At 54.1% G+C, this 20,669-nt stretch carries 16 protein-coding genes; 1 reads left to right on the top strand and 15 read right to left on the bottom strand.

From position 1 onward, the window contains the following. Window positions 1-17: 17 nt before the first annotated feature. Window positions 18-1,046, bottom strand: a complete 1,029-nt coding sequence (locus tag ACFSX3_RS00930) for an aldo/keto reductase (protein WP_209992400.1) — start codon at window positions 1,044-1,046, stop codon at window positions 18-20. Between the two features lie 188 nt (window positions 1,047-1,234). On the opposite strand from ACFSX3_RS00930, the gene ACFSX3_RS00925 reads away from it, so the two are divergent. After that, entirely contained in the window at window positions 1,235-1,852 is a 618-nt protein-coding gene (locus ACFSX3_RS00925) for a TetR/AcrR family transcriptional regulator (protein WP_209992401.1), read from the top strand. Window positions 1,853-1,963: 111 nt separating this feature from the next. On the opposite strand, the gene ACFSX3_RS00920 is transcribed toward ACFSX3_RS00925, so the two are convergent. The 14 genes from ACFSX3_RS00920 to ACFSX3_RS00855 form a co-directional block, all read right to left on the bottom strand. Next, on the bottom strand, window positions 1,964-2,167 hold the full coding sequence (locus ACFSX3_RS00920; protein ID WP_209992510.1) for a hypothetical protein: 204 nt from the start codon (window positions 2,165-2,167) through the stop codon (window positions 1,964-1,966). A gap of 17 nt (window positions 2,168-2,184) precedes the next feature. Continuing rightward, window positions 2,185-3,348, bottom strand: coding sequence for a glycoside hydrolase family 27 protein (locus ACFSX3_RS00915; RefSeq protein WP_209992402.1), 1,164 nt, complete (start codon window positions 3,346-3,348; stop codon window positions 2,185-2,187). A gap of 566 nt (window positions 3,349-3,914) precedes the next feature. Continuing rightward, window positions 3,915-5,621: an RICIN domain-containing protein gene (locus tag ACFSX3_RS00910; RefSeq protein WP_379256759.1), complete on the bottom strand. Its 1,707-nt coding sequence runs from the start codon at window positions 5,619-5,621 to the stop codon at window positions 3,915-3,917. A 150-nt stretch (window positions 5,622-5,771) separates the two neighbouring features. Then, window positions 5,772-7,406, bottom strand: a complete 1,635-nt coding sequence (locus tag ACFSX3_RS00905; protein ID WP_209992403.1) for a response regulator — start codon at window positions 7,404-7,406, stop codon at window positions 5,772-5,774. Continuing rightward, the gene (locus ACFSX3_RS00900) at window positions 7,384-9,141 is read right to left on the bottom strand and encodes a sensor histidine kinase (RefSeq protein ID WP_209992404.1); all 1,758 of its coding nucleotides are present in this window, start codon (window positions 9,139-9,141) and stop codon (window positions 7,384-7,386) included. Before ACFSX3_RS00900 ends, ACFSX3_RS00905 begins: the two co-directional genes overlap by 23 nt. Before the next feature lie 33 nt (window positions 9,142-9,174). Continuing rightward, complete coding sequence (locus ACFSX3_RS00895) at window positions 9,175-10,848, bottom strand: extracellular solute-binding protein (RefSeq protein WP_209992500.1); 1,674 nt, start codon at window positions 10,846-10,848, stop codon at window positions 9,175-9,177. A gap of 136 nt (window positions 10,849-10,984) precedes the next feature. Then, a complete protein-coding gene (locus ACFSX3_RS00890) occupies window positions 10,985-12,244 on the bottom strand; it encodes an endo-1,4-beta-xylanase (protein WP_379256762.1) in 1,260 nt (419 codons plus the stop codon). Between the two features lie 19 nt (window positions 12,245-12,263). Beyond that, window positions 12,264-13,238, bottom strand: a complete 975-nt coding sequence (locus ACFSX3_RS00885; RefSeq protein WP_379312508.1) for a carbohydrate ABC transporter permease — start codon at window positions 13,236-13,238, stop codon at window positions 12,264-12,266. After that, on the bottom strand, window positions 13,231-14,136 hold the full coding sequence (locus ACFSX3_RS00880) for a carbohydrate ABC transporter permease (RefSeq protein ID WP_339224228.1): 906 nt from the start codon (window positions 14,134-14,136) through the stop codon (window positions 13,231-13,233). The genes ACFSX3_RS00885 and ACFSX3_RS00880 overlap by 8 nt, the downstream gene beginning before the upstream one ends. Continuing rightward, window positions 14,133-16,697 carry a DUF5696 domain-containing protein gene (locus ACFSX3_RS00875; RefSeq protein ID WP_209992406.1) on the bottom strand — a complete coding sequence of 855 codons (2,565 nt, stop codon included), beginning with the start codon at window positions 16,695-16,697 and terminating at the stop codon, window positions 14,133-14,135. Before ACFSX3_RS00875 ends, ACFSX3_RS00880 begins: the two co-directional genes overlap by 4 nt. Window positions 16,698-16,711: 14 nt before the next feature. Continuing rightward, the gene (locus ACFSX3_RS00870) at window positions 16,712-17,338 is read right to left on the bottom strand and encodes a YIP1 family protein (protein WP_209992407.1); all 627 of its coding nucleotides are present in this window, start codon (window positions 17,336-17,338) and stop codon (window positions 16,712-16,714) included. Beyond that, window positions 17,335-18,795 (bottom strand): hypothetical protein, encoded by a 1,461-nt coding sequence (locus ACFSX3_RS00865; RefSeq protein WP_209992408.1) that lies wholly within the window; start codon window positions 18,793-18,795, stop codon window positions 17,335-17,337. Before ACFSX3_RS00865 ends, ACFSX3_RS00870 begins: the two co-directional genes overlap by 4 nt. 18 nt (window positions 18,796-18,813) lie before the next feature. After that, window positions 18,814-19,695, bottom strand: a complete 882-nt coding sequence (locus ACFSX3_RS00860) for a carbohydrate ABC transporter permease (protein WP_209992409.1) — start codon at window positions 19,693-19,695, stop codon at window positions 18,814-18,816. Further along, window positions 19,692-20,657 carry a carbohydrate ABC transporter permease gene (locus tag ACFSX3_RS00855; RefSeq protein WP_209992410.1) on the bottom strand — a complete coding sequence of 322 codons (966 nt, stop codon included), beginning with the start codon at window positions 20,655-20,657 and terminating at the stop codon, window positions 19,692-19,694. Before ACFSX3_RS00855 ends, ACFSX3_RS00860 begins: the two co-directional genes overlap by 4 nt. Window positions 20,658-20,669 lie beyond the last annotated feature (12 nt).

Raw genomic sequence — 20,669 nt, 5'->3', positions numbered from 1 at the left:
ACTTAAGGTTCGTTCAGCTACATATGCCGTCTGCGCTGTTCCGGCTTCATCCACTCCGGGGTCCAGGTTTGCTCTTTGTCATCTACCCGTTTACCTGGCGGAACAATAACATCAATCGCATCCAGCACATCTGTACTGAGCCTGGTCTCCGCACCGGAGATATAGGCACTCAATTGCTCCAAGGTCCGTGGTCCCCATATTGTAGAGGTAACAGCCGGATGGCTTTGTGTAAAAGCGGTGGCCATATCCGCCAGCGAAATCCCCGATTCATTGGCTAACTGCTGCAATTGGGCAATGAGCTTGAACTTGTATTCATTTTCGGCAAGTTCCGGGTCGAGATTATCCATATATCCTTTTAAATCGGAAGCGCGTGTGCCGCTTTGTGCGGGCTGGCCCGGTTTATATTTTCCAGTCAGCAAGCCCCCGGATAGGGGACTATACACAAATAGAGACAAATTGTACTGCTTGGCGATTCCCGCAAGTTCAAATTCCATGCGCCGGTTAATCAACGAATAGGGTGTCTGTTCACTTACAAAACGCTGAATATGATAACGGTCGCTAATCGCCTGTGCTTGTACAAGCTGTCCGCCGAGGTGATTGGAGGTGCCGATATGATGAATTTTCCCCTCCCTCACCAAATCGTTTAACGTGAGCAGAATTTCTTCATAGCCCATCCATTCCAGCGGAAGATGAAGCTGATAAATGTCTATATAGTCGGTTTGCAGACGTAACAGACTTTGCTCGACAGCCGTCCTGATCCAGCGGCGTGACCCGCCGCTCTGATTAATTTTCTCAGGGGACTCCGCACCAAATTTAGTAGCCAGCAATACGTTCTCCCGTCTGTGCTTAATAGCTTGGCCTATCACACGTTCTGATTCTCCCTGTCCGTAAATATTAGAGGTATCCACTAGATTAATCCCGTAATCCAAAGCCTTATCTATGATTAGCCGGCTCTCTGCTTCACTTGTCCTGGTTCCAAAACCAGACCCGCCAAGCGCAAAGCTGCTGACCTTAGTACCGGTCTTTCCAAGAAAACGATATTCCATGTTAAACCTCCTAGTTAAGTTCCTGCCATGGCGAAGATAATGAACACATGTTGATTCCAGCGCTAGGACCTATTATAATCAGGCATACCAAGGAGATCAATGAACATTACAGGCAAAGTGTATATTAATAGATACAATGTCAATAGTGTTGATTAATTAATGGTTATCAGTAAAAAGGAGATCAGCCCATGATTGAACAGAGTACAGACATGAGAGTCGTCCGCAGCCGTACCCTAATGGAGAATGCCTTATTTTCTATTTTGGAGCAGGAAGGAATTAAAGGGCTGAAGGTCAAGAATCTATGTGAAAAAGCAGGGATTAACCGGGGTACCTTCTATTTGCACTATAAAGATATTTTTCATCTGATTGAGGAAACATCATTTATTCAAGGGTTATTAGAGGTATTTGAGCCCATCCATATGAAGGAGTTAATCGACTACCCTGATCCGCAAGGAGCTTTCCCACCTATCACTAAGGCCTTTGAATATATGCAGCAGCATGCCAGTTTTTTCAAGGCATTATTCCATCCGGATGCTCCGGCAGAGATCCAAGAACGCCTGCGGTATCTGACGGGTACACGTTTATATGATAATCTTATACAACATCAACCGGAGATGGATCACGAAAGCCGCCTGTTTACTGAATATGCCATAGCTTATTTGGGTAACGCCCAATTTGGGCTTATCCATCACTGGTTCATGAGCGACCGTGCCATGCCGCCCGAAGATATAGCCCGAATGTTAACCGTATATATACGTAATACCCCCTGTCTTGATAACACTGTCCCACACAAAATAACCCCATAAAGTGGAGCTTTAGCTTCGATGATGACACAGGTACTTTGCGGGGGCCCCAAAACATACACAGAGCAGCGGTTCTCCATCCTTGGAGACCGCTGCTCTGGCTTGTCAGTAACGTTAACGGAACAGCACGCATTTGCCGGATTCCCTGAAATACTGGATCAGCCGCTCAATGGGCTCTCGTCCGCATTTCAACTGGACGCCGAGGCAGTCGATGCACAGGAAATCCTGGGCATTGCGCGTGACCAGCTTCAAGTAAATCGCCACATCATCCGTCATTAAGGGGACGCCGCATTGTCTGCAGGTTCTGTTCATGCTCATACGCTTCTCTTCTTTCTTTACACCAGTTTCGCCCGTACAACCAGACAATCATGAGCTGGCACAACCGGAGCGAACCGTTCTCTGAACACCCCAAGCTCCTTGTGCTCCCAGCAGTCATACAGCGACAGCGATTTGCCGGAGGCATACGGAAGCCCGAAATCCCAGAATTGCAGCGACATCTCTCTTTGACCATCGCTCAGGTTGAAGAACCCTATCGCCAAGTCACCGTCTGCTAATACTTTTACCAGCATGAACACTTCATTGGTATGGAACCACTGCGGCTCAGGCTTAATGCGGTAAGCTCCGCGGCCCTCGATATCCTGGTTGATCGCAATCAGATCCGGGTTCAGCAGAATCTTCTTGGTAGCTTCATTCGCCTTGCGGATATCACTGCCGATCATTAGCGGAGATCCCAGCAGGCTCCACAGCGAGAAGTGGGTCTTGTACTCCACATCCGTGCAGCCGCCGATCTGGCTGCCGATGAAGTCACTGTTGCTGCCCCCGTACATGCCGACTACCAGCATATCCAGATCATTATGGCAGTAGGCTCCGGTGTAGGCGGCTTTGTCGAGCTGCGACAGCGCGAGGGTCTTGATCGATTCCCAGCTGTCCTGAATGTCGCCGGTGGACCGGTACATATGTGCGCCGGATTCACGAATCCACTGGTAGACGTTATCCTCCCCCCAGTTACATGCGGAGAAGAGGATGTCCCTTCCGCAGTTTTTGAGGGCAAGACTCATCCGTTTGTACAGCAGCTCCCCCGACATATGTCTGGGCTTGAAACAGTAGTCATATTTAAGAAAATCTACGCCCCACTCCGCCAGTGACTCCGCATCCTGGAATTCATGCTCGAAGCTGCCCGGATACCCGGCGCAGGTATGCGTTCCCACACAAGAGTACATCCCGAACTTCAGTCCCTTGGAGTGAATATAATCTGCAACCGCCTTCATTCCGTTCGGGAATTTGACCGGATCAGCCACCAGCTTGCCATCCTTGTCCCGGTCCTTCAGGCTCCAGCAGTCATCAATCACAATGTAATCATAGCCCGCATCCTTATAACCGTCCGCCACCAGCGTATCGGCCGCTTCCCGGATCAATTGCTCGTTGATATCCCAAGTAAAAGTGTTCCACGAATTCCATCCCATCGGCGGCGTTAAGCCGAGCTGTTGCTGTTTGTCCATGATTCGTATTCATCCTTTCGAGTCCATCATTCCATGATTAGTTGCCAGCTAGTAATCATCAGCATAAATGCTGTATTCTTTATGTATTTAATCACAACAGGACCTTGCAAGCTATAGCTTGACGTTGCTTTCATATGGATGGATGTTGCTTTTGACATTACGACTGCAGGAGAGTCGAAGATGCATATCCCATGTTACTGAAATACGGCGGAGGCTGCTTGCAGCAGTGGCAGGGGAGAGCCGTTTTTCGCATACATTTGCTCTCGCGCCCCCGCACATGCCGAATGTATTCGGTTTTTGACACACATTTGCTCTCGCACCCCCGCACATGCCAAATGTATTCGGTTTTTCACACACATTTGCTCTCGCACCCCCGCACATGCCGAATGTATTCGGTTTTTCACACACATTTGCCCTCGCTGCTCCTCGCCCTCCCAATGTATTCGGTTTTTCGTATACATCCGTCCCTACTCCATCACGCAAAAGACCCCCTTCACCCCGCACGGCAATCCGGTACTGTCCCGGACCGCCCTGCAGATGGAGAAGGGGGCTCTTACCATAAAGCTCTAGTTCACCTGAACCAGCTTCCACTGCTGGTGGAGATCGCCACGGTAGAGGTTCTGCTGGAGCTTCGCACCGTCTGCGGTGGAGGCTCCTGTGACTTCGACTGCCTTGTTACTGTTCACATTAAGAATGCTCCAGTAGCCGTTGCTCAGCTTGATGAGCCGGAACTGCTGGGCGGTGTTATTCAGATCCTGCATCAGCTGGATGGCTTCGCCGTTATTTTTCGACCCGTTGCGCACATCCATCACCTTATTGTCGGAAGAATTCACGCTGCGCAGCCGGTAAATATTATTGTACGTACCCATATCCGTAACCGTCCATTGCTGAGCCAGCGCGGTGTTCTCCGGCCACTGCTGGAGCTGAAGGGAGTTCGTATTCTGCCCGTTCGGAACATCAATCGCCTTGCCTGACGCCCGGTTGATCAGCTTATACTTCGCATTGTTGGTGACTCCGTTCCACACCCCGTTCCAAGGGTTGAACTGTGCCCGCTCATAATACCATTCGAAGATAAAGCGCGCCATGCCGTCCCGGGTGGCGTTGCCGTCATAGAGCAATCCGCCGTCCGGATCGGCGAAGGAGCTTTTGGGACCGGGATCGAGCAGGAAGCCGTTCATATGGACGGCAATGCTGACATTGCCGGCGGCGGTGAAGATCGCTTTGGTATTCTTACCGAAGCCTGCGTTCGTACCGTTGAACAGATCCCAATACGAGGAGTCTCCCGGCTGGTTCTTGAACCAGGTAGTTTCAGTAATATTGATCGGGTAAGCATCGGCAGCAGGCTTGATGCTGCTATCCCAGATCTGCTGAAGCGAGTTGAAATTGTCATAAGCGCCGTAGCCCGGATACCAGTGTACGGCATAGCCGTAATTGTTCAGCGGGTCGGTCAGCGGACTGGATGCCGTCAGCTGGTAATGCTGATCCCAGCCGAGCCCGGAAGCCCAGATCACATTGTCCGCGCCCTTGCTGCGGATGGTCGAGATCATCGAGTTCTGGAAGTTCTTCAGCGAATTCCAGAACGCCGCGAAGTTCGGCTGGGAGGGATTGCCGCCCCATTGTCCGTTCACATCGCTCAGCACAGGCTCGTTCACCAGCTCGAACATAACATTATCCGCGCTCTTGAGTCCCGGCTGAGAGGCCAGATAACCCCAGATCTGATTGAACTTGTCCAGATTGGCCTGGGTGGTCGCTTTGTTGTCCAGCAGGGTGAAGTCCAGCCCCAGCGTGACATACAGCCCCTTCGTCTTCGCATACTCCACATAAGGAATGATCAGATTCTGGGTAGCTGCCTGAAGGCCCGCGAAGTTATACGTTCCTGCTGCGACATCGCCCATATCCTCCCGGTCGATGAACAGGCGGACCTGATTCGAGTACCAGCCGTGGCTATTGCCGTATTTGCCGGAGGTGCTGGTGAAGGTATCCGTGATCTCCTTCAGGTACTCCAGAGTGGCCTTATGCCGGTTCCCGCCGTTGCGGTTCAGATAATAATTGCTGTTCTGATACGTCCAGTAAGCCCCGGTAGGCTGATGCCAGCCGCTTAGCAGCACAGGCTGTCCGCTGCTGTTCACCAGCTGATTGCCGCTTACATGCAGCTTGGGAACAGGCGAACCCTCCCAAGCGTTTGCCGTGCCACCGCCGGACTGCATCGGCGTAAGCAGCAGGGCCAGCATCACCAGCAGCTTCATGGACCAGCTTAACTTCCTTTTTCTCACAGATACCCATCTCCTTCTCATTTCGTGGAATCGGCGGATGCCGTCTTCATGAAAGCGAATACATCTGAATTGTACTCTGCACGGAGACGGGCGGAAACCTGTGTGATTATAGTTGATAGACTTACAGATTATAGTTGATAGACTGACATATTATAGATTTGCATGCATAGACTCCCTGTATTCCTGGGGGGTCATTCCCGTCATTTTTTTGAAGAACCGGGTGAAGGAATGGTGGGCCTCATAACCGACATACATTGCTACATCGCGGATTTTGAGCGCTTCACTTACCAGCAGCTCCTTCGCCTTGACCGCCCGGCACTGATCGATGTACTCTGACAGGTTAATGCCCTGCTCCTGCTTGAAGAAGCGGGACAGGTACGACGGATTGAAATAATGCAGCTCGGCCAGCCGCACCAGAGACAGGTCCTCGCCCAAATGGCTGTGGATATATTCGCAGATCCGTTCAATAACCTCTGAGGAGCGCTCCTTCTCGGCTGTGCTTCTCCGCTCGAAGAGATCTGCGGCCAGCCTCTCCAGATAAGAGATGCCCTCCCCCAGGGACGAATGCTCGTCCAGCCGCATCAGCTTGCCATATTCATTAACTAGGCTGTAGAGCTCCGAGCGGTTCATATGGGACAGCAGCACAAGCGCAACCGTATAATACAGCTCGGCCGCCTCTTCCACGGAGACGCCCGAATGAATGCCTTCCCGGATCTCCTCCAGCGTCTCGGCGAACCGCTCCCGCCGTCCGGCATCCAGATGGGCTGCAAGATTCTCCACCCGCTGGTGAAGCCGGACCCCCGTCTCACGGATTACGTCAGGCTCGGGCGGACCGCTGCGGTCAATCTGCACCATAGAGATGCCGTCCCCGATCTTCATCTGCTGCAGCCGGTGAAGCCGCTCGTAATGGCGGCCGGTCTCTGTCCAGGCACAGGCCGAGCCGCTGACCGTAAAAGCAACCGGCAGGCCCAGCGTCTGCCGGCAGGATTCCTGGATCATCTCCAGCGTCCCCTCCAGATACCGCGCGAAATTCCCGCCGAAGACAGCCTCGGCATTATGCAGAGGCTGCAGCAGCCACAGGAGATCCCCGTGCCTGTCGAGCACCCAGGCATGCCGGGTCATCTCCACCAGATGGGAATTCCAGATCAGCCGGGAAGAGGTCAGAAGCTCACGCCGGTCCATGTAAGAGATGCCCTCCGGGTATGTAAGCCGTCCAAGCACGAGCATGACCGGGAATTGGGCTTCCAAACTGATACCCAGCTTGCTGAAATCTGCGCTTAAAGCATCCGTATCCGCACACAAGACCTGGCTGTCCTGAAGCAGATGGCGGAGATAATCACCCTGCGCCGCCGTCTCCATGGAATCGCGCTGCTCCCTGGACTGCTCCAGCAGCTCGCTCAGCATATTGCCCTGCTCAATCTCCTGCAGCACCTCCTGCACCGTCTCAATAATCTTGTCGAAGCCCTCCGTCTTCAGCAAATAACGGGCCCCGGGAATCTGCAGCGCACTATAGGCGTAATCGAATTCGCTGTAGCCGGTCAGAAAAACAATCCTCGACCGCGGCCAAAACTCCCGGATCTGCTCAGACATCTCCAGCCCGCTCATGCCGGGCATGCGGATATCCGTCAGCACAATATCGATTCGTGTGCGTGCGAGCCACTCCAGGGCCGCTTTTGCCGAATAGACCTTGTAGACATCAAGCTTGTCCGGTAGCAGTTGATTGAACGCCTCGTATAAGCCGTCTGTTATTATCTCTTCATCATCAACGATCAATAGTCTGTACAAGACCTTCACCTCCTGTCAGCCTGATCCGGATCTCTACCCGGAGGCCGCTTAATGTGCTTCTGTCCAGGAACAGGCCGCTGCCTTCCCCGTAGATTAATTGGATGCGCCGGTGAATATTGCTCATACCGGTAACTTCATGTGTTCCGCCGTTCTGATTCAGCCGCCTTCTCAAGGTCTCGATCCGTTCATCGGTCAGCCCGCTTCCGTTATCCTCGACAATAATGCGGATCTCCCGTTCCTCCTGTTCAAAAGAAACCCGCAGCTCCCCATCCTCCGCCTGCTTCTCCAGACAATGCTCATAGGCATTCTCGATAATCGGCTGGAGAATCAGGCGCGGAACCCGCAGCTCCTTCATGGCTTCCGGCAGCTCGTCGAACTGAACCTGAATGCGCCTGGAGAAGCGCATCTTCTGGATTTCCGTATACATCCGGGAATGGCGCGTCTCCTCCGCAAGCCGGACATTATCCTCCCCGTTACGGGTGATGAACCGGAAATATTCGCCCAGCATGCCAGCGAATTCCTCAATCCGGGAGCTGTCCCCCTGCTTCGCCAGAGCGCTGAGAATGAAGAAGCTGTTATAGAGGAAATGCGGGTTGATCTGCGACTGGAGCTGCTTCAGCTCCGCCCGCTGCATCATCAGCTTCTGGGTGTAATCCTGGTCAATCAGCATCCGCAGCCGGCTGAGCATCTGGTTGAACCGGAGATACAGATAGCCGAATTCATCCTTGCGGCCATGGTCAATCTGAATATCAAGTGAGCCGCTCTCCATCCGTTTGAAGCTGCGGATCAGCACAAGCAGCGGCTTCTGGACGAACTTATAGGTGGCGTAGGAATAGATCAGCACCGCCAGGAAGGACGCCGCCGCGAACAGCCAGGCCCAGACCACGAACTTGGTCAGCGGGCGCTTGACCGCCTTCTCCGGCAAGTAGGTAGCCACAGCCATCCCCAGCTTGTCCGAGGTGAAGCTGTCAATATGATACCGTATTCCATCCAGCTCCCAGTTGTACAGATTCCCCTCATCGATCGCCTGGTGATAGCTCTCAATCATCTCCGGGGAGCTGTTCTCTGTACCGAGTGCAAAGTCCGTCAGCCGCGAGACCAGCAGCGAGCCGCTCTCCTCGTACGCGTTGATCGCCCGGAGCGAATCCTTCAGCTTCTCGTTATCCAGCTCAATCTGAACGATGAACAGCGGTGGCTCATTCCTCCTGCCGCTGGATTGGGTAACGCTTAACTCCAGGAAGTTGTTCCAGTTGATCAGCCGGCCTTCTTTTCTCAGATCGACCGACCGGAAGAAATTGAACTTGCTGCTGTCAAAATGATCAATGCCGTTCATCGCGGACAGCGTTTTGTTAATGGTACGGATATGAACGAACACATCGCCGATGTAGGCGCTGCTGTTCTTCAGGGAGGTGAGCCGCTGCGTGATGTAGTTCAGGCTCTCCCGCTTTTGAACATCGTCCATATAGTTCCAGGTAACGGCAATCTTGTTCAGCTCGGTATCCTGGGCAAGATCATACTGCTGGATCTCCATCCACTCCACCTCGCGGTTCAGGTCCTCCAGATAATAGGTTAATTGCGACAGGGTCGCTCTGGACAGGTCCTGGCTTGCATTCCTGTAGCTCCAGTTGTAGAGGTAGAGTCCAAGCAGCAGAATCGGCAGAATAATAGCGAGATAAGTGACAACCATCCGGATAAAAATAGTGTGGCGCATCGACACCGCAGGAAACTTAAGCATGTGTACCGCCTCCATTGCTCTGCTCAGGCCCGATCATTTGCCGCTCCCGCCCTTCTCTGCATACCAGTCATTGACCTCAGCCGTAATCTGCTCGCCGCCCAGCTTGTTCCACTGGGCCACGAAATTATCGAACTGGCTGATTGGTCTGCCCTGAATGATATCAAGGAAGGCATCAATCTGAAGATTATTTAGAATATTCTGCTTCTCGATCATAGTCTCTGTAGGTGCGCCGACGAAGCTCTCATAGAGCAGCTGAGATTTACGTTCATACCCGTCCAGGATGGAAAAAGCACCCGAAGGCCCATACGTCCGCTCCCAGCCCCAGCCTGTCTCGCTGTCCGCACCTCCCGCCTCGTAAGCGGCAATCCGCTTCTGGATCGTCTTCGCTTCATCCTGAAGCACGGAGGCATCGCCGGTGCGCCGGAAGGTCTCCAGCTCCCGGAAGGCCTCCAGATTCTTCTTCACCGGAAACGGCGTCACCGGCGACAGCTTCCACACCGCCTGCGGAGCGTTATAATACCGCTCCACCTCACTCGTAGTCCCCCAGTTCTTCTCCAGATGCAGGTTAATCAGCTTGATCAGCGCTTCTGGATGCTGAACACCTTGCTTGACCGCCAGGAACTGGTTGGTGCTGAACGGAAGCGGCACCTTCGGCGGTGCCCCGGACTCCGAGACCAGCGGGAAGGCTTGCCACTCGGCCTGCGGATTATGCTCGCGGCTGAGCTGCACGAGGAAGGAGCCCCACTGCTCCCCATACATCATGCCGACCTGCTCATGCTCAATCCAGCCGCTGGCCTTGACCCCGTCCTTGAAGGCGAATTCCCTGTCAATCTGTCCCGTCCGGTACAAGTCCTGAAGCACCTTCAGGGCATGCTTGACCTCCGGCTGGATACCTCCATAGACCAGCTTACCGGTCTTGTCCTTCATCCAGATTCCGGGATACGCACCATAACCGGCCATGAAGCCGGTAAGTCCCATGACCGGGTCCCACAGGTATTTGGTTGCCGCAAGACCGTAAGTATCATGCTTGCCGTTAGCGTCAGGATCTTGCTGCGTAAACGCTTTCGAAATAGTCAGCACCTCTGCCATCGTCTGCGGCGGCTGCAAGCCAAGCCGCTCCAGCCAGTCCGTCCGAATCCACAGGAACATCGCGCCCTCAATGGACGAATTGGTCTCCGGGATGGCCATAAGCTTGCCGTCAAGGGTAACCGTCTCGAACGGACCGGTCCCTTCCTCGCTCAGCACCTTGCGGGTTAACGGGGTTGCATACTGGTCATAGACTTCGCTCAGGTCCTGGATCAGCCCTGCATTGCTCAGCACCCTGAGCTGCGAAGCATTCACCCGCACAATATCGGGGATATCCCCGGAGGCCAGAGATACCCCCAGCTTACGGGAGTAGATGGAGCTCCACTCCGTCCAATCATAGGTAATCTTAATCCCGAGCACCTCTTCATACAGCTCGGTCCAGCGGTTATGCTCCAGCGTCTCCCCCGGCAATTCCTTCAGTATTTCTTCCAGTGCATCGTTGTTCTCACGTACGAACGACAGCTGAATCGGCGGATTGTACTTGCTTAGACCCGGCTCCTCATAGAGCGGAGCGCTCCCCGGCTGTCCTTCTGGGACCGGAGAACGCTCCGCAAGGCTATCACTCTTCTCACAAGCGGTCAACAGTTGTACGGCCATGCATGCAGCGACAGTCCAGGCCATTGTATTCTTGATTGTTTTGGGCACCAGTTGCAACCTCACTTTGCAAGATTATTACTACCAGAATATTATATTATCCCGGCAAAAATAAAGGAATTGTAAGGTGCAATTCTTGTTTGGCTTACCCGTTCTTTACCATTTAAAAATCTGTGACCGTCTGGAAGGCCGGTTTGGGCTGATGCTGCCTGTCGAACAGCATCGGCGCTTCGGTCCGCTCGACCGGGAATGTGCTCAGCCAAGTATGATCATCCGCAATGCCCCAGAACATGACCCCGCTTAACAGCTCCTTCCGGTCTCTTAAAGCAGCGAATAGCTCACCGTACCGCGCGGCCTGCCGCTGCAGGATGTCTTCGGGAACCACAGGGCCGACATCGCTGAGATCGTTATAGACATACAGGCTCATATCCAGCTCGGTAATCTGATTATCAAGGCCCAGGGCATGGAACTTCTCCATGGATTCGATAATGCTCTCCACCGAAGGATACTCCAGATTAATATGGGTCTGGTGGCCAACCCCGTCAATCGGCACTCCCTTCGCCAGCATATCCTTCACCAGCTCGTAGAGCCGGTCCCGTTTCTCCGGACTCTCTGTACCGTAATCATTAATGTACAGCTTAAGCCCCGGTCCTCCAGCCTTGCGGGCCGACCGGAAGGCTGTCTCGATGAATCCGGTGCCGGTAATCTTATACCAGTCGCTGGCCCGCATGCCGTCCGGGTCATTCGGCTCAATCACCTCATTCACTACATCCCAGGAGGAGATGTCGTCCTTGTAACGGCTGACAACAGCGGTGATGTAGCTGTCGAGCCGCTTCAGCAGCAGCTTCTTGTTCGCTTCGCGCCCTGCTGCATCGGTCTCATCCGCCATCGCCTGACCGGCTTCATCCCGGAAGAACCATTCCGGTGTCTGGCTGTGCCACACCAGGGTGTGGAAGCGCAGCCCCATGCCGTTCGCCTTAGCGAAGGCGACGATCCGGTCGGCCCGTTCCCAGGTGAAGGTGCCCTCAGCCGGTGCAATCGCATCCGGCTTCATGGCATTCTCGGCCACGAGCCAGTTCACATGCCGCTTCAGCAGCTCTGCCGTGGCCCCTTCGGTCTGGTCCGGCTCCACCGCAGCGCCTATGGGGAAGTAATCCGCATAGGCTGCCGCCAGCGGCGCGGCCTCCTGCTGCACCGGAGCTTCCGCCGCAGCTTCAGGCGAAGCTGTAGCGGCCGCGGCCGGAGTCCCGCCGGGTGAGGCTGCCGGGGATGACGCTGCGCTCTCCTGCGGCCCCGGCGAGGGGGCAGCCGGAGCCGCATCCCCGCCTGGAGCGGAGCAGCCGGATAACCCTAGAAGCGCGGCTGCGAAGACTATACTCCGGGCCAGTCTGGCCGGAGTGCTTGTTCTGTTATTTTGGCGCATAGTCATCCTCCTTCTACGGTTAACCCACAATCCCGGTACGCTCAATACTCTCCACGAAATACCGCTGCACGAACAGGTAGATAATAATCAGCGGCAGAATCGCCAGCAGAATCCCTGTATCCTGGACCATGCTGAGGTAGAACGGATCAGCCTTGGAATTGGCCCCGTCCTCCAGCAGAATCGCCAGATTATACGGCAGCGAGCCGAGCTGGGTCGCCATCACCTTGCTGGAGGTCAGATAGGTTGTGGTGAAGAAGCTGTCGTTCCATTGCCACACAAACGAGAAGAGCAGCACCGTAACAATCGAGGGTATCGCGTTAGGCAGCATAATCCGGTAGAAGGTCTTGCCTACCCCGGCCCCGTCAATGTAAGCTGCTTCCTCCACCTCTTTGGGAATCCCCCGGAAGAACTGCCGGAAGATGAAAATGTACAGCCCCGCCTTCAGCGAGTTCGCCGTAGCAGAGGTTAGAATAAACGGCCAGTAGGTGTTGAGCAGATTCAATGATTTGCCGCCGGTTAAGAGCGGAATCAGCCCCATCAGGCTGAAATCCTTCAAATTCAGGTAGACCGGAATCAGAATCGTGATCGGTGGGACCAGAATGGTCAATATGACCCCGGCGAACAACAGCTGGCTTCCCTTGAACTTCAGCCGGGCGAAGCCATACCCTGCAAGCGCGCAGGAGATGGCGGTCAAGATTGTAGTCAGCGCCGACAGGGTGAAGGTATTCAGCAAGGCCTGCCAGTAATCCATAATTCCAATCGCTTTGACGAAGTTGTCGAGCGTATAATTCTCGGGAAGCCAGACGACAATCGGTGAATACAGATCGCTCTTGGCCTTGAAGGCCGTGGATATCTTCTGGAGCACCGGATAGAGGATCACGAACGACAGGCCTGCAATGAGCGTCAGCCGCACGAAGGACCATATCCATTTCTTCCAGCGTTCGAGCGACAGTAAGCGGGTCGCATGCAATAGTCCCATCCTCCCTTTAATCATAGTAGAAGACCTTCTTCGAGATCAGATAGCTGCTGACGGCCAGAATTAAGGCTACTGCGGCGAAATACAGCCAGGCCATCGCAGAGCTTAGACCGAAGTTGAACTGGGTGAAGCCGGTCTCCCGGATCAGGTCAGTCATGGCGTTATTCGAGAAGGAATCGATAATCGTATAGATGGAATTCACCAGAATGAGCGGGCTGACCATGGGAAAAGTGATTTTCCAAAAGGCCTCATAGCCGGTTGCCCCTTCCATCTTGGACGCCTCATACAGCTGCGGCGAGATGGTCTGGATGCCGGCCAGGAAAATCAGAATCTGTACGCCGGACTGGCTCACAATACTATAGATACGGCTCACGGCGCTGGTCAGATAGTTCACTACCCATTCGCTTAAGCCCGCGTCCAGCATCAGCCCCTCCAGCTCGAAGGTGCCCAGTCCCTGAATCGCCCCCGCACCGGCGTTCTGATCGTTGACCGCCTGTATCAGGCTGCTGCTCTCCAGGCTCAGAATGACCCCGGAGGCCAGAATGACAGGCAGGAAGAAGATCGAGCGGGCCAGCGATCGGCCGATGAATTTCTGATTCAGCAGCACCGCCAGAAACAGGCTGAAGATAACGATCAGCGGCACATTGATGACCATATTCATCATGGCATCGGCCAGCGAGCGGTTGAATTCGGTATTGACCGTCAGTGCTTCAACATAATTCTGGAAGCCGCTGAAATGAACAATCAGTCCGTCGGAATTGGCCTGCACCGAGCTTAAGCTGTAGCGCAGCGAAGACAGCAACGGAATCAGGAAGAAGAAGATGAAGCCGAGCAGCCAGGGCAGCACATAGAAGAAGCCCATGAATGCCTTTTGCTCTTTGTAGGATCTGCGGTCCAGTCTAAGTATGGATTTCAAGATTGCTCACCACCCGTAATATAGCTTTCGGCTTCAACCGTCCGGCCCCCGGCAAGGACTGCGGTCTTATTGTAGTTAACGATGACAGACATCCCGTTACCATAAGTGCTTTTATAGACACCGTCTGCCAGCTTCTCATGACCGGTCAGCCGTTGATGCTGAACGTTCTTCATCACTCTGTTCACTTCGGTGTACATCTCAGCCGCCTGGTTGATCCACTGCTCATAATGGACCGCATACAGGTTATCGAAGTCGGTATCCTTCACCTTGTAATTAGGCGCATACATCCATTCATAATAGAGGCCGGAGCCATACTCCAGGCTCTTCAGGATATATTGCCTTGGATTCGTGAACGTGGACAGGTTAAAAGGCTTACCGGTGTAATTCACATATCCCCGCACCACCATCGGATAGAACGGAATCTCCTCATCCTCCAGCTTGAACCGGCTGCTGGACACCGGAGCATCCGTAATGTCAGAGAGATACGGGAGGGCGTAGGCATTCCCGCCGTCTGCGAGAATGCGCAAGGACTGTCCGGTGATCTTCTCCAGTGACTGGACCGATATCTGCTCGGACGCAGACCGGTCGATCTCCTGGTTCTTGCGGAAATCACTGTTCAATTGATCGGCCATATCCCGCAGCGAGATGCCGCCGGTCTGAAACGGCGCAAGCTCCTTCAGCGTGGCATCGACATATCCGCCGACCCTGCTTGGCGAAATAATGTAGGCAGGGGTGAAGGAACGGTCCCGCCGGTTCAAGGCCATATTGTACGGATAGACAGCTGCCGGAATCTCACTGAGCATCCGGGAAGCCTTCTGGTTAATCCGGAAGCCGGAGGTCTGGTTCGCCCGCAGCAGAGCTACGTCAGGGAAGAGCTGAATGTCTTGCTCCTTAGCGTATGCAGCCAGCCGGTTCAGCCCGTTACTGCCGCCGATTGCCTTATCCACCGACAGCCGGTCCGGCACCTTATGATCCAGGCCCAGGTTGAACCAGCCGGCATATTTCAGCTTGATATTATCAATGCCGCGCTGCTTCATTTGCTCCAGAATGCTCTCAGCTTGCTCGAAGGTGGTCAGTGCCTCCAGCGATTGATACGGAATACCCAGGACATGCTTGGTCTTCGTGATTCCGCCCACCAGTTCCAGATAGAACGGCGTATTCACAGGGGCTTCTGCGGAAGCTGCCGGCTGCGCCTCAGGCAGTCCGCCATGCTTCGCCAGATAGCTCTGGTAATAACGCGCCATGCCCGGATAGGACGCTTCCGCTCCGCTCAGGAACGCGTAACGGACGATATAATCTGTCTTAGGCGGCTCCTGCTGGAATTTCGGCAGGGTGCGGTTCTGATCGCTTGACGTCAGGGTAAGATCCCCCTTGGCAATCAGGGTGAAGCTCGGATACACATAGTTGTAGCCGTTCAATCTGCCGCTGGTATCCGCGTTGATGGTGGCCAAGGATGCGCCCTGTTCAATAATGCCCAGCATGGCGCCTTCCTCCCGGATCAGGCCGAACACCGGCAGCTTGACCTCCTGCTGCTGTGCGTAGGCATCCGTGGTCTCCATCGTCCCGTCCACACCATACACTGCCTGCTTGTATGCGGGATAACGGGTCTTGCCGTTATTGAAATGAATCAGCGCTCCTGAGCCGTCCGGCACCAGGATGGACCCGGAATCCTTGCTCCCTCCGGCACCCAGGAAGCTCAGCAGGGAGATGTCATTCACCGGATAATCCGCAGGATAACGGATATCCGCTACCGGAACCTTGACGACCAGCTGGTCCCCGTCCAGGGCATATTCAATGGCGAGCTGGAAAATACGCGGCGCAGGCTTGGTCTGGCTGAGGTTGTTCTCAGCGATATCCTGCTGCAGATCCTCCTCTGTGTACCCTGCCTTCTCGAAGCCCTTCAGGGTCCGCTCCAGCTGAAGCCCCTTCAGCGCTTCATCGTTTCGTGTATATACTCCGTTCTCCTCATCGAAATTGTAGGCAATTTTCATCGTCCGCTGCCCGGTCTTATCCATCTTGCTCATGATCTTCTCCTCGAACCGCTCCTTGCCCATCTTCATCGGCAGATCCTCCGCTGTTGCAGCGGCCGTGCCGAACTGGTAGAAGACCTTGACGCCCTCCGGCGTCAGTTCCATCTTCATTTGCTTATGGGCCACGCTGTCCGTATACGAATTGACAGAGCTGACTTGACCCAGGTTGTTATAGAAATCCAGCTTGAGCTGCGCGGACAGCAGGTCTTTATTATCCCCGCTGGCCTTGGCATCCGCTTCACGGTCCAGCGGGTTGCTGTACCAGAGCGTCCCGTCCGACAGATTCTTGACAGCGATCCCTCCGGTAGCTTCATCCATGAACAGCCGGAGCTGCGCGTTCTCGAGCACACCTGTCATACCGCTCACCCCAGTATCGGTGAAGGCAGATTTCAGCGCGCTCCCTTCCGTAAAGGACACTTCAAGATTCGGTTCATGCCCGCTGGCCTGGCTGCCTGAGCTTGACGCCGAGCAGCCGGCCAGCACACTCATACTGAAGAGAATCGAGAGCAGCATGATTAACGGCTTCCTCATTCCCGGTCCTCCTCCTATCTCCTCAAGACAATTTCTTGGTATATGGTTGAGACGAATGCAATCATCTGCTGAATCAGACTGAAGAACAGCAGGGTCAGGAAAGCCATGAAGGCCATAGCGAGCAGCGTCAGCAGAATCGTCCCGATCGTTTTGGACGGGGAGAACTGATGAACGGTCATAATGCCCACATACAGCAGCAGTCCCGACCAGAGGATGGCAAAGTTTTTGAAAAAGTAATAAAAAGAGCTCTCCTGGGCCGAGATGAAATTGCTGATCCAGATCCAGGGGAAATTAATCAGCACTATCGGAAGCAGTGCAAAGCAGGTGGTAATAAAAATCTCCACGAACTTCCCCTCCCCGTCCATCAGCGTGGTCAGCGACCAGTTCGCCACACACCAGAACAGAACAGGAACCAGCACATAGACCGCTTCCAGCAGGCTGTTGAGATACCTCGGATTATTCATATTTACCAGGAACCCGCTGTATTGATCGCCCAGAACATTCGTCAGAATCAGCATAAACAGAATGCCGAAGGAGATGATCAGACTGGTTTTTTGACTGCGTTCATATTTGAGGTCCCAGTATCCGTTGAACGGATGAACCATCACATACAGCGGATGTTGCAGCGCTTCTCTGTTCAATGGAGCTCCACCTTCTTTCTGGCCTTCATTTTCCGGTACATCCTCAGGCCCAGCCATAGAGCTAACAGTACGATCAGACCCGTCATAATAGTGGAGAAATGTTCGCGAAGCACTTCCTTACGGTAGAGCAGGAACGCTTTGGAGTAGTTGGTCCGGTCCATGCTGCGCTCGAAATACTCCGCCGACTCCTTGTACTCGCCTTGCCGCAGATAAGCCTTGCCAATGCCCGCATAGGCGTACTCCATATTCGCATTCAAGTTGACGACCTTGCTGAACTCCTGGGAGGCCAGCTCCTCATCACCGTTATAGTAGCTGCGCACAGCACTGTTCAGCGTTCTTCCGTACTCTGTGGTCTGGAATACCGTGATTTCACCCAGTGCCTGATCCAGCACCAGAATATCGTCACCGCTGTGCTCAATGGCAACCGGAGTGTTGAATTCGCCCAGACGGTTACCGATTCCGCCGAAAATGTACAGCAGATAGCCGTCCCCGTTGTACGTGAACACCCGGCCCCGGCTGGCATCCAGCACCGCGTATATTTCACTGTCGCTCACATCAATATCCACGAGCCGCGGGGCACCGCCCGAGCGCGTGGAGTAGAGCAGATCACCGCTGGGCTTGTAATAGCCCTCTCTCCGCAGAATATCTGCTCCCTGCGCGTTCAGCTTCTTAATCGGGTCCCCGTAATCGTCACCGTTGGTAGCGTACAGAAAGCCTTCGTCATTAATGTCCAGATTCGTAAACTCGGTTGGCGTATACATGACCATCTGCTCGCGCTGCGCCTTAGTGGAGATTGATTTCCAGAAATACTCCACCGCATCGACATGCACCCGGTTCGCGCCAATGAACGATTTGAACACACCATCCGCCCCGAATTCCATGAATCCGTCGAAGACGCCGGCCGACATCACATAGATGCGGTCCGCCTTGTCTACAGCAACACGGACAGGCTGAAATTCAAAATTCGCCTGCAATAACTCGGACTTCGGGGCTTCAATGATCCCCACAGCCTTGAAGCTGCTATCGAGATGGACGATACGCTTATTGCCCGTGTCTGCGACATACACTTCCTTCTGCTGCGTCACATAGATGCCCTGCGGATTGTTGAACTTCTCCGCCTTCCCCATGAACTGGAACGCGTCTACCGTCTTGACGGATTTGTAGTCCTGATCCAGTATTACAAACCGGTTATTGCCGCTATCCAGAACATAGATCTGCTTATCCGCCGTAACCTGAATATCCTGCGGATTGTTGAATGGGCCCGCACCGGAGCTGGCACCCGTGATTAGCGTAGTAGCCTCGTAGGCGGACGGAGCCGCCACCGCATTCTCCCAGTATGAATAATTGTAGGAAGGGGCTGCGCTCTCTGCCAGGGCCAGCTCTCCGCCAAGCCCCAGACTGACCAGGCAGCACAAGGCCAGCAGACCGGTTCTCAGTTTCTTTATCCTTGCGACCATTGTCACCGTTCCTCCTCTCTACTCTTTCATACCGGATGTGGCCATCGTCTGGATGACACTGCTCTGTGAAATAATGAACAACAGAATCGGCACGGTCATCAGCAGCAGAGCGACTGCCGCTCCGACCCCGGCACGCGCAATTCCTCCCTGGATGACCTGGCTGAGCGCGTAGTGAAGCGTCTTCAGGTTCTCACTGTAGATGAAGCTTCCTCCATCTGTGCCCCACAGTGCCGGAAATTGCAGAATCATCAGCGTCAGCCAGGCCGGCTTCACATTCGGCATTACGATTTGCCAGAACACGCGGTACTCATTCGCACCGTCGATTTTGGCCGCCTCAATCAGCGCGTCCGGGATCTGCTCCATGAACTGCTTCATCAGGAACAAGCCTAGCGAGAAGGCCAGTGACGGCACGATAATCGCCGCTTGGGTATTGATCCACCCCAGCTGTGACATGACCAGATAGTTCGGTATTGCCGTAACATGCGGCGAGAACATCAGGGACAGCACTACAATCTTGAACAGAACGCTTGAGCCCGGGAATTTGAACTTGGCCAGCGGATACGCCGCTGCCGACGCCAGCAGGATATGTCCTGCGGTTCCTACCAGTGTGATCAGCAGTGTGTTCGCAATGTATCTGGTGAACGGCACCCAGGAATTGCCCATGATCACCATCAGATCGGTGAAGTTCTCCAGCGTCGGGTTCCGCACCAGAAATCTCGGCGGGAAGATGAACAGCTCATCCAGCGGCTTGAAGGCATTGTTCACCGTGTAGATCAGCGGAAGAACCATGAACGCGCCGAAGCCCAGCAGCAGGCCGAAGAGCATAAAGCTGACAGCAAAGGAACGGTTCAGTCTTTTTTGAGGGCGAAAGGCCCCTATCACTCTTGAATACAGGGTCATTCACCCACCTTTCGGAGCAGCTTCTGAGTCATCATATTGGTTCCGAGCATAATCGCGAAGAGAATGGTTGCAATGGCAGAGGCATAGCCCATCTCAAAGCGCAGTGTCCCGTAATCCATCAGATGCGTGACCACCGTATGTCCCGCATAGTTGACGCTCGGGAAGCCCGCAAGCGCAATAGAGACCTCGGCAACCGCGAAGGAGGCGGTAATCTGCATGACCGCGCCGAACATCAGCTGCGGACGCATGGACGGCAACGTAATGAACCACAGCTCCTGCCAGCGGTTCCTGATCCCGTCCATCGCTCCTGCTTCGAACAGCGTCTGGTCCACGGTCTGAAGTCCGGCGATGAACGCCAGGAAGCTTGTGCCGAGACTCAGCCAGAGCTGTACAATAATGACAATGGCGAGAATGTACTTCTCATTCTGCAGCCATTGAATCGGCTCCAGCAGCACCCCGATCTTCATCAGGAAGCCGTTGAGATAACCATAGCTGTCCCCCGAGAAGACGATCAGCCAGATGAAGAACACATTGCCCGAGATGGAAGGGGCATAGAAGACCAGTGTCATCAGCGACCGGACAAAGGGCGACAGCTCATTGATCAGCCAGGCGAACAGGAAGCAGGCAATATAGCTCAGCGGGCCTGTGATGACCGCGAACAGAAAGGTGTTCTTCAGCGCGATCATGAACACATCATCGCCCAGCAGCAGCCTGGAATAGTTCTCCCAGCCTATGAATCTCGGCGTCTCCAGCATATTGAAATAGAAGAAGCTCAGCCCGAAGGAGACGACCACCGGGATCACCGTGAACAGGAAGAAGATGATCATATAGGGACTCATCATGAAATAATAATGCTTGCTCTTCTTGATATCTTTCCATAATTGCGCCAGGCGGGATTCCTTGAGCGGACCGCCAGCCAGCCCTTGCAAGGCTGGTTCAGTGGTATTGTGTATTTGTACCATCAGCTTACAGCC

Source organism: Paenibacillus rhizoplanae, assembly GCF_042684125.1.
GTDB lineage: Bacteria > Bacillota > Bacilli > Paenibacillales > Paenibacillaceae > Paenibacillus_AQ > Paenibacillus_AQ rhizoplanae.
The sequence above is the reverse complement of the archived record's forward strand: the minus strand, read 5'-3'. Positions and strand labels throughout refer to the sequence as shown.

What these genes read in the sequence shown, in the direction of transcription:
- ACFSX3_RS00930 (WP_209992400.1), bottom strand. Translation starts at nt 1,046, where the DNA reads ATGGAATATCGTTTTCTTGGAAAGACCGGTACTAAGGTCAGCAGCTTT.
- ACFSX3_RS00925 (WP_209992401.1), top strand. Translation starts at nt 1,235, where the DNA reads ATGATTGAACAGAGTACAGACATGAGAGTCGTCCGCAGCCGTACCCTA.
- ACFSX3_RS00920 (WP_209992510.1), bottom strand. Translation starts at nt 2,167, where the DNA reads ATGAGCATGAACAGAACCTGCAGACAATGCGGCGTCCCCTTAATGACG.
- ACFSX3_RS00915 (WP_209992402.1), bottom strand. Translation starts at nt 3,348, where the DNA reads ATGGACAAACAGCAACAGCTCGGCTTAACGCCGCCGATGGGATGGAAT.
- ACFSX3_RS00900 (WP_209992404.1), bottom strand. Translation starts at nt 9,141, where the DNA reads ATGCTTAAGTTTCCTGCGGTGTCGATGCGCCACACTATTTTTATCCGG.
- ACFSX3_RS00895 (WP_209992500.1), bottom strand. Translation starts at nt 10,848, where the DNA reads ATGGCCTGGACTGTCGCTGCATGCATGGCCGTACAACTGTTGACCGCT.
- ACFSX3_RS00890 (WP_379256762.1), bottom strand. Translation starts at nt 12,244, where the DNA reads ATGCGCCAAAATAACAGAACAAGCACTCCGGCCAGACTGGCCCGGAGT.
- ACFSX3_RS00885 (WP_379312508.1), bottom strand. Translation starts at nt 13,238, where the DNA reads ATGATTAAAGGGAGGATGGGACTATTGCATGCGACCCGCTTACTGTCG.
- ACFSX3_RS00875 (WP_209992406.1), bottom strand. Translation starts at nt 16,697, where the DNA reads ATGAGGAAGCCGTTAATCATGCTGCTCTCGATTCTCTTCAGTATGAGT.
- ACFSX3_RS00865 (WP_209992408.1), bottom strand. Translation starts at nt 18,795, where the DNA reads ATGGTCGCAAGGATAAAGAAACTGAGAACCGGTCTGCTGGCCTTGTGC.
- ACFSX3_RS00860 (WP_209992409.1), bottom strand. Translation starts at nt 19,695, where the DNA reads ATGACCCTGTATTCAAGAGTGATAGGGGCCTTTCGCCCTCAAAAAAGA.
- ACFSX3_RS00855 (WP_209992410.1), bottom strand. Translation starts at nt 20,657, where the DNA reads ATGGTACAAATACACAATACCACTGAACCAGCCTTGCAAGGGCTGGCT.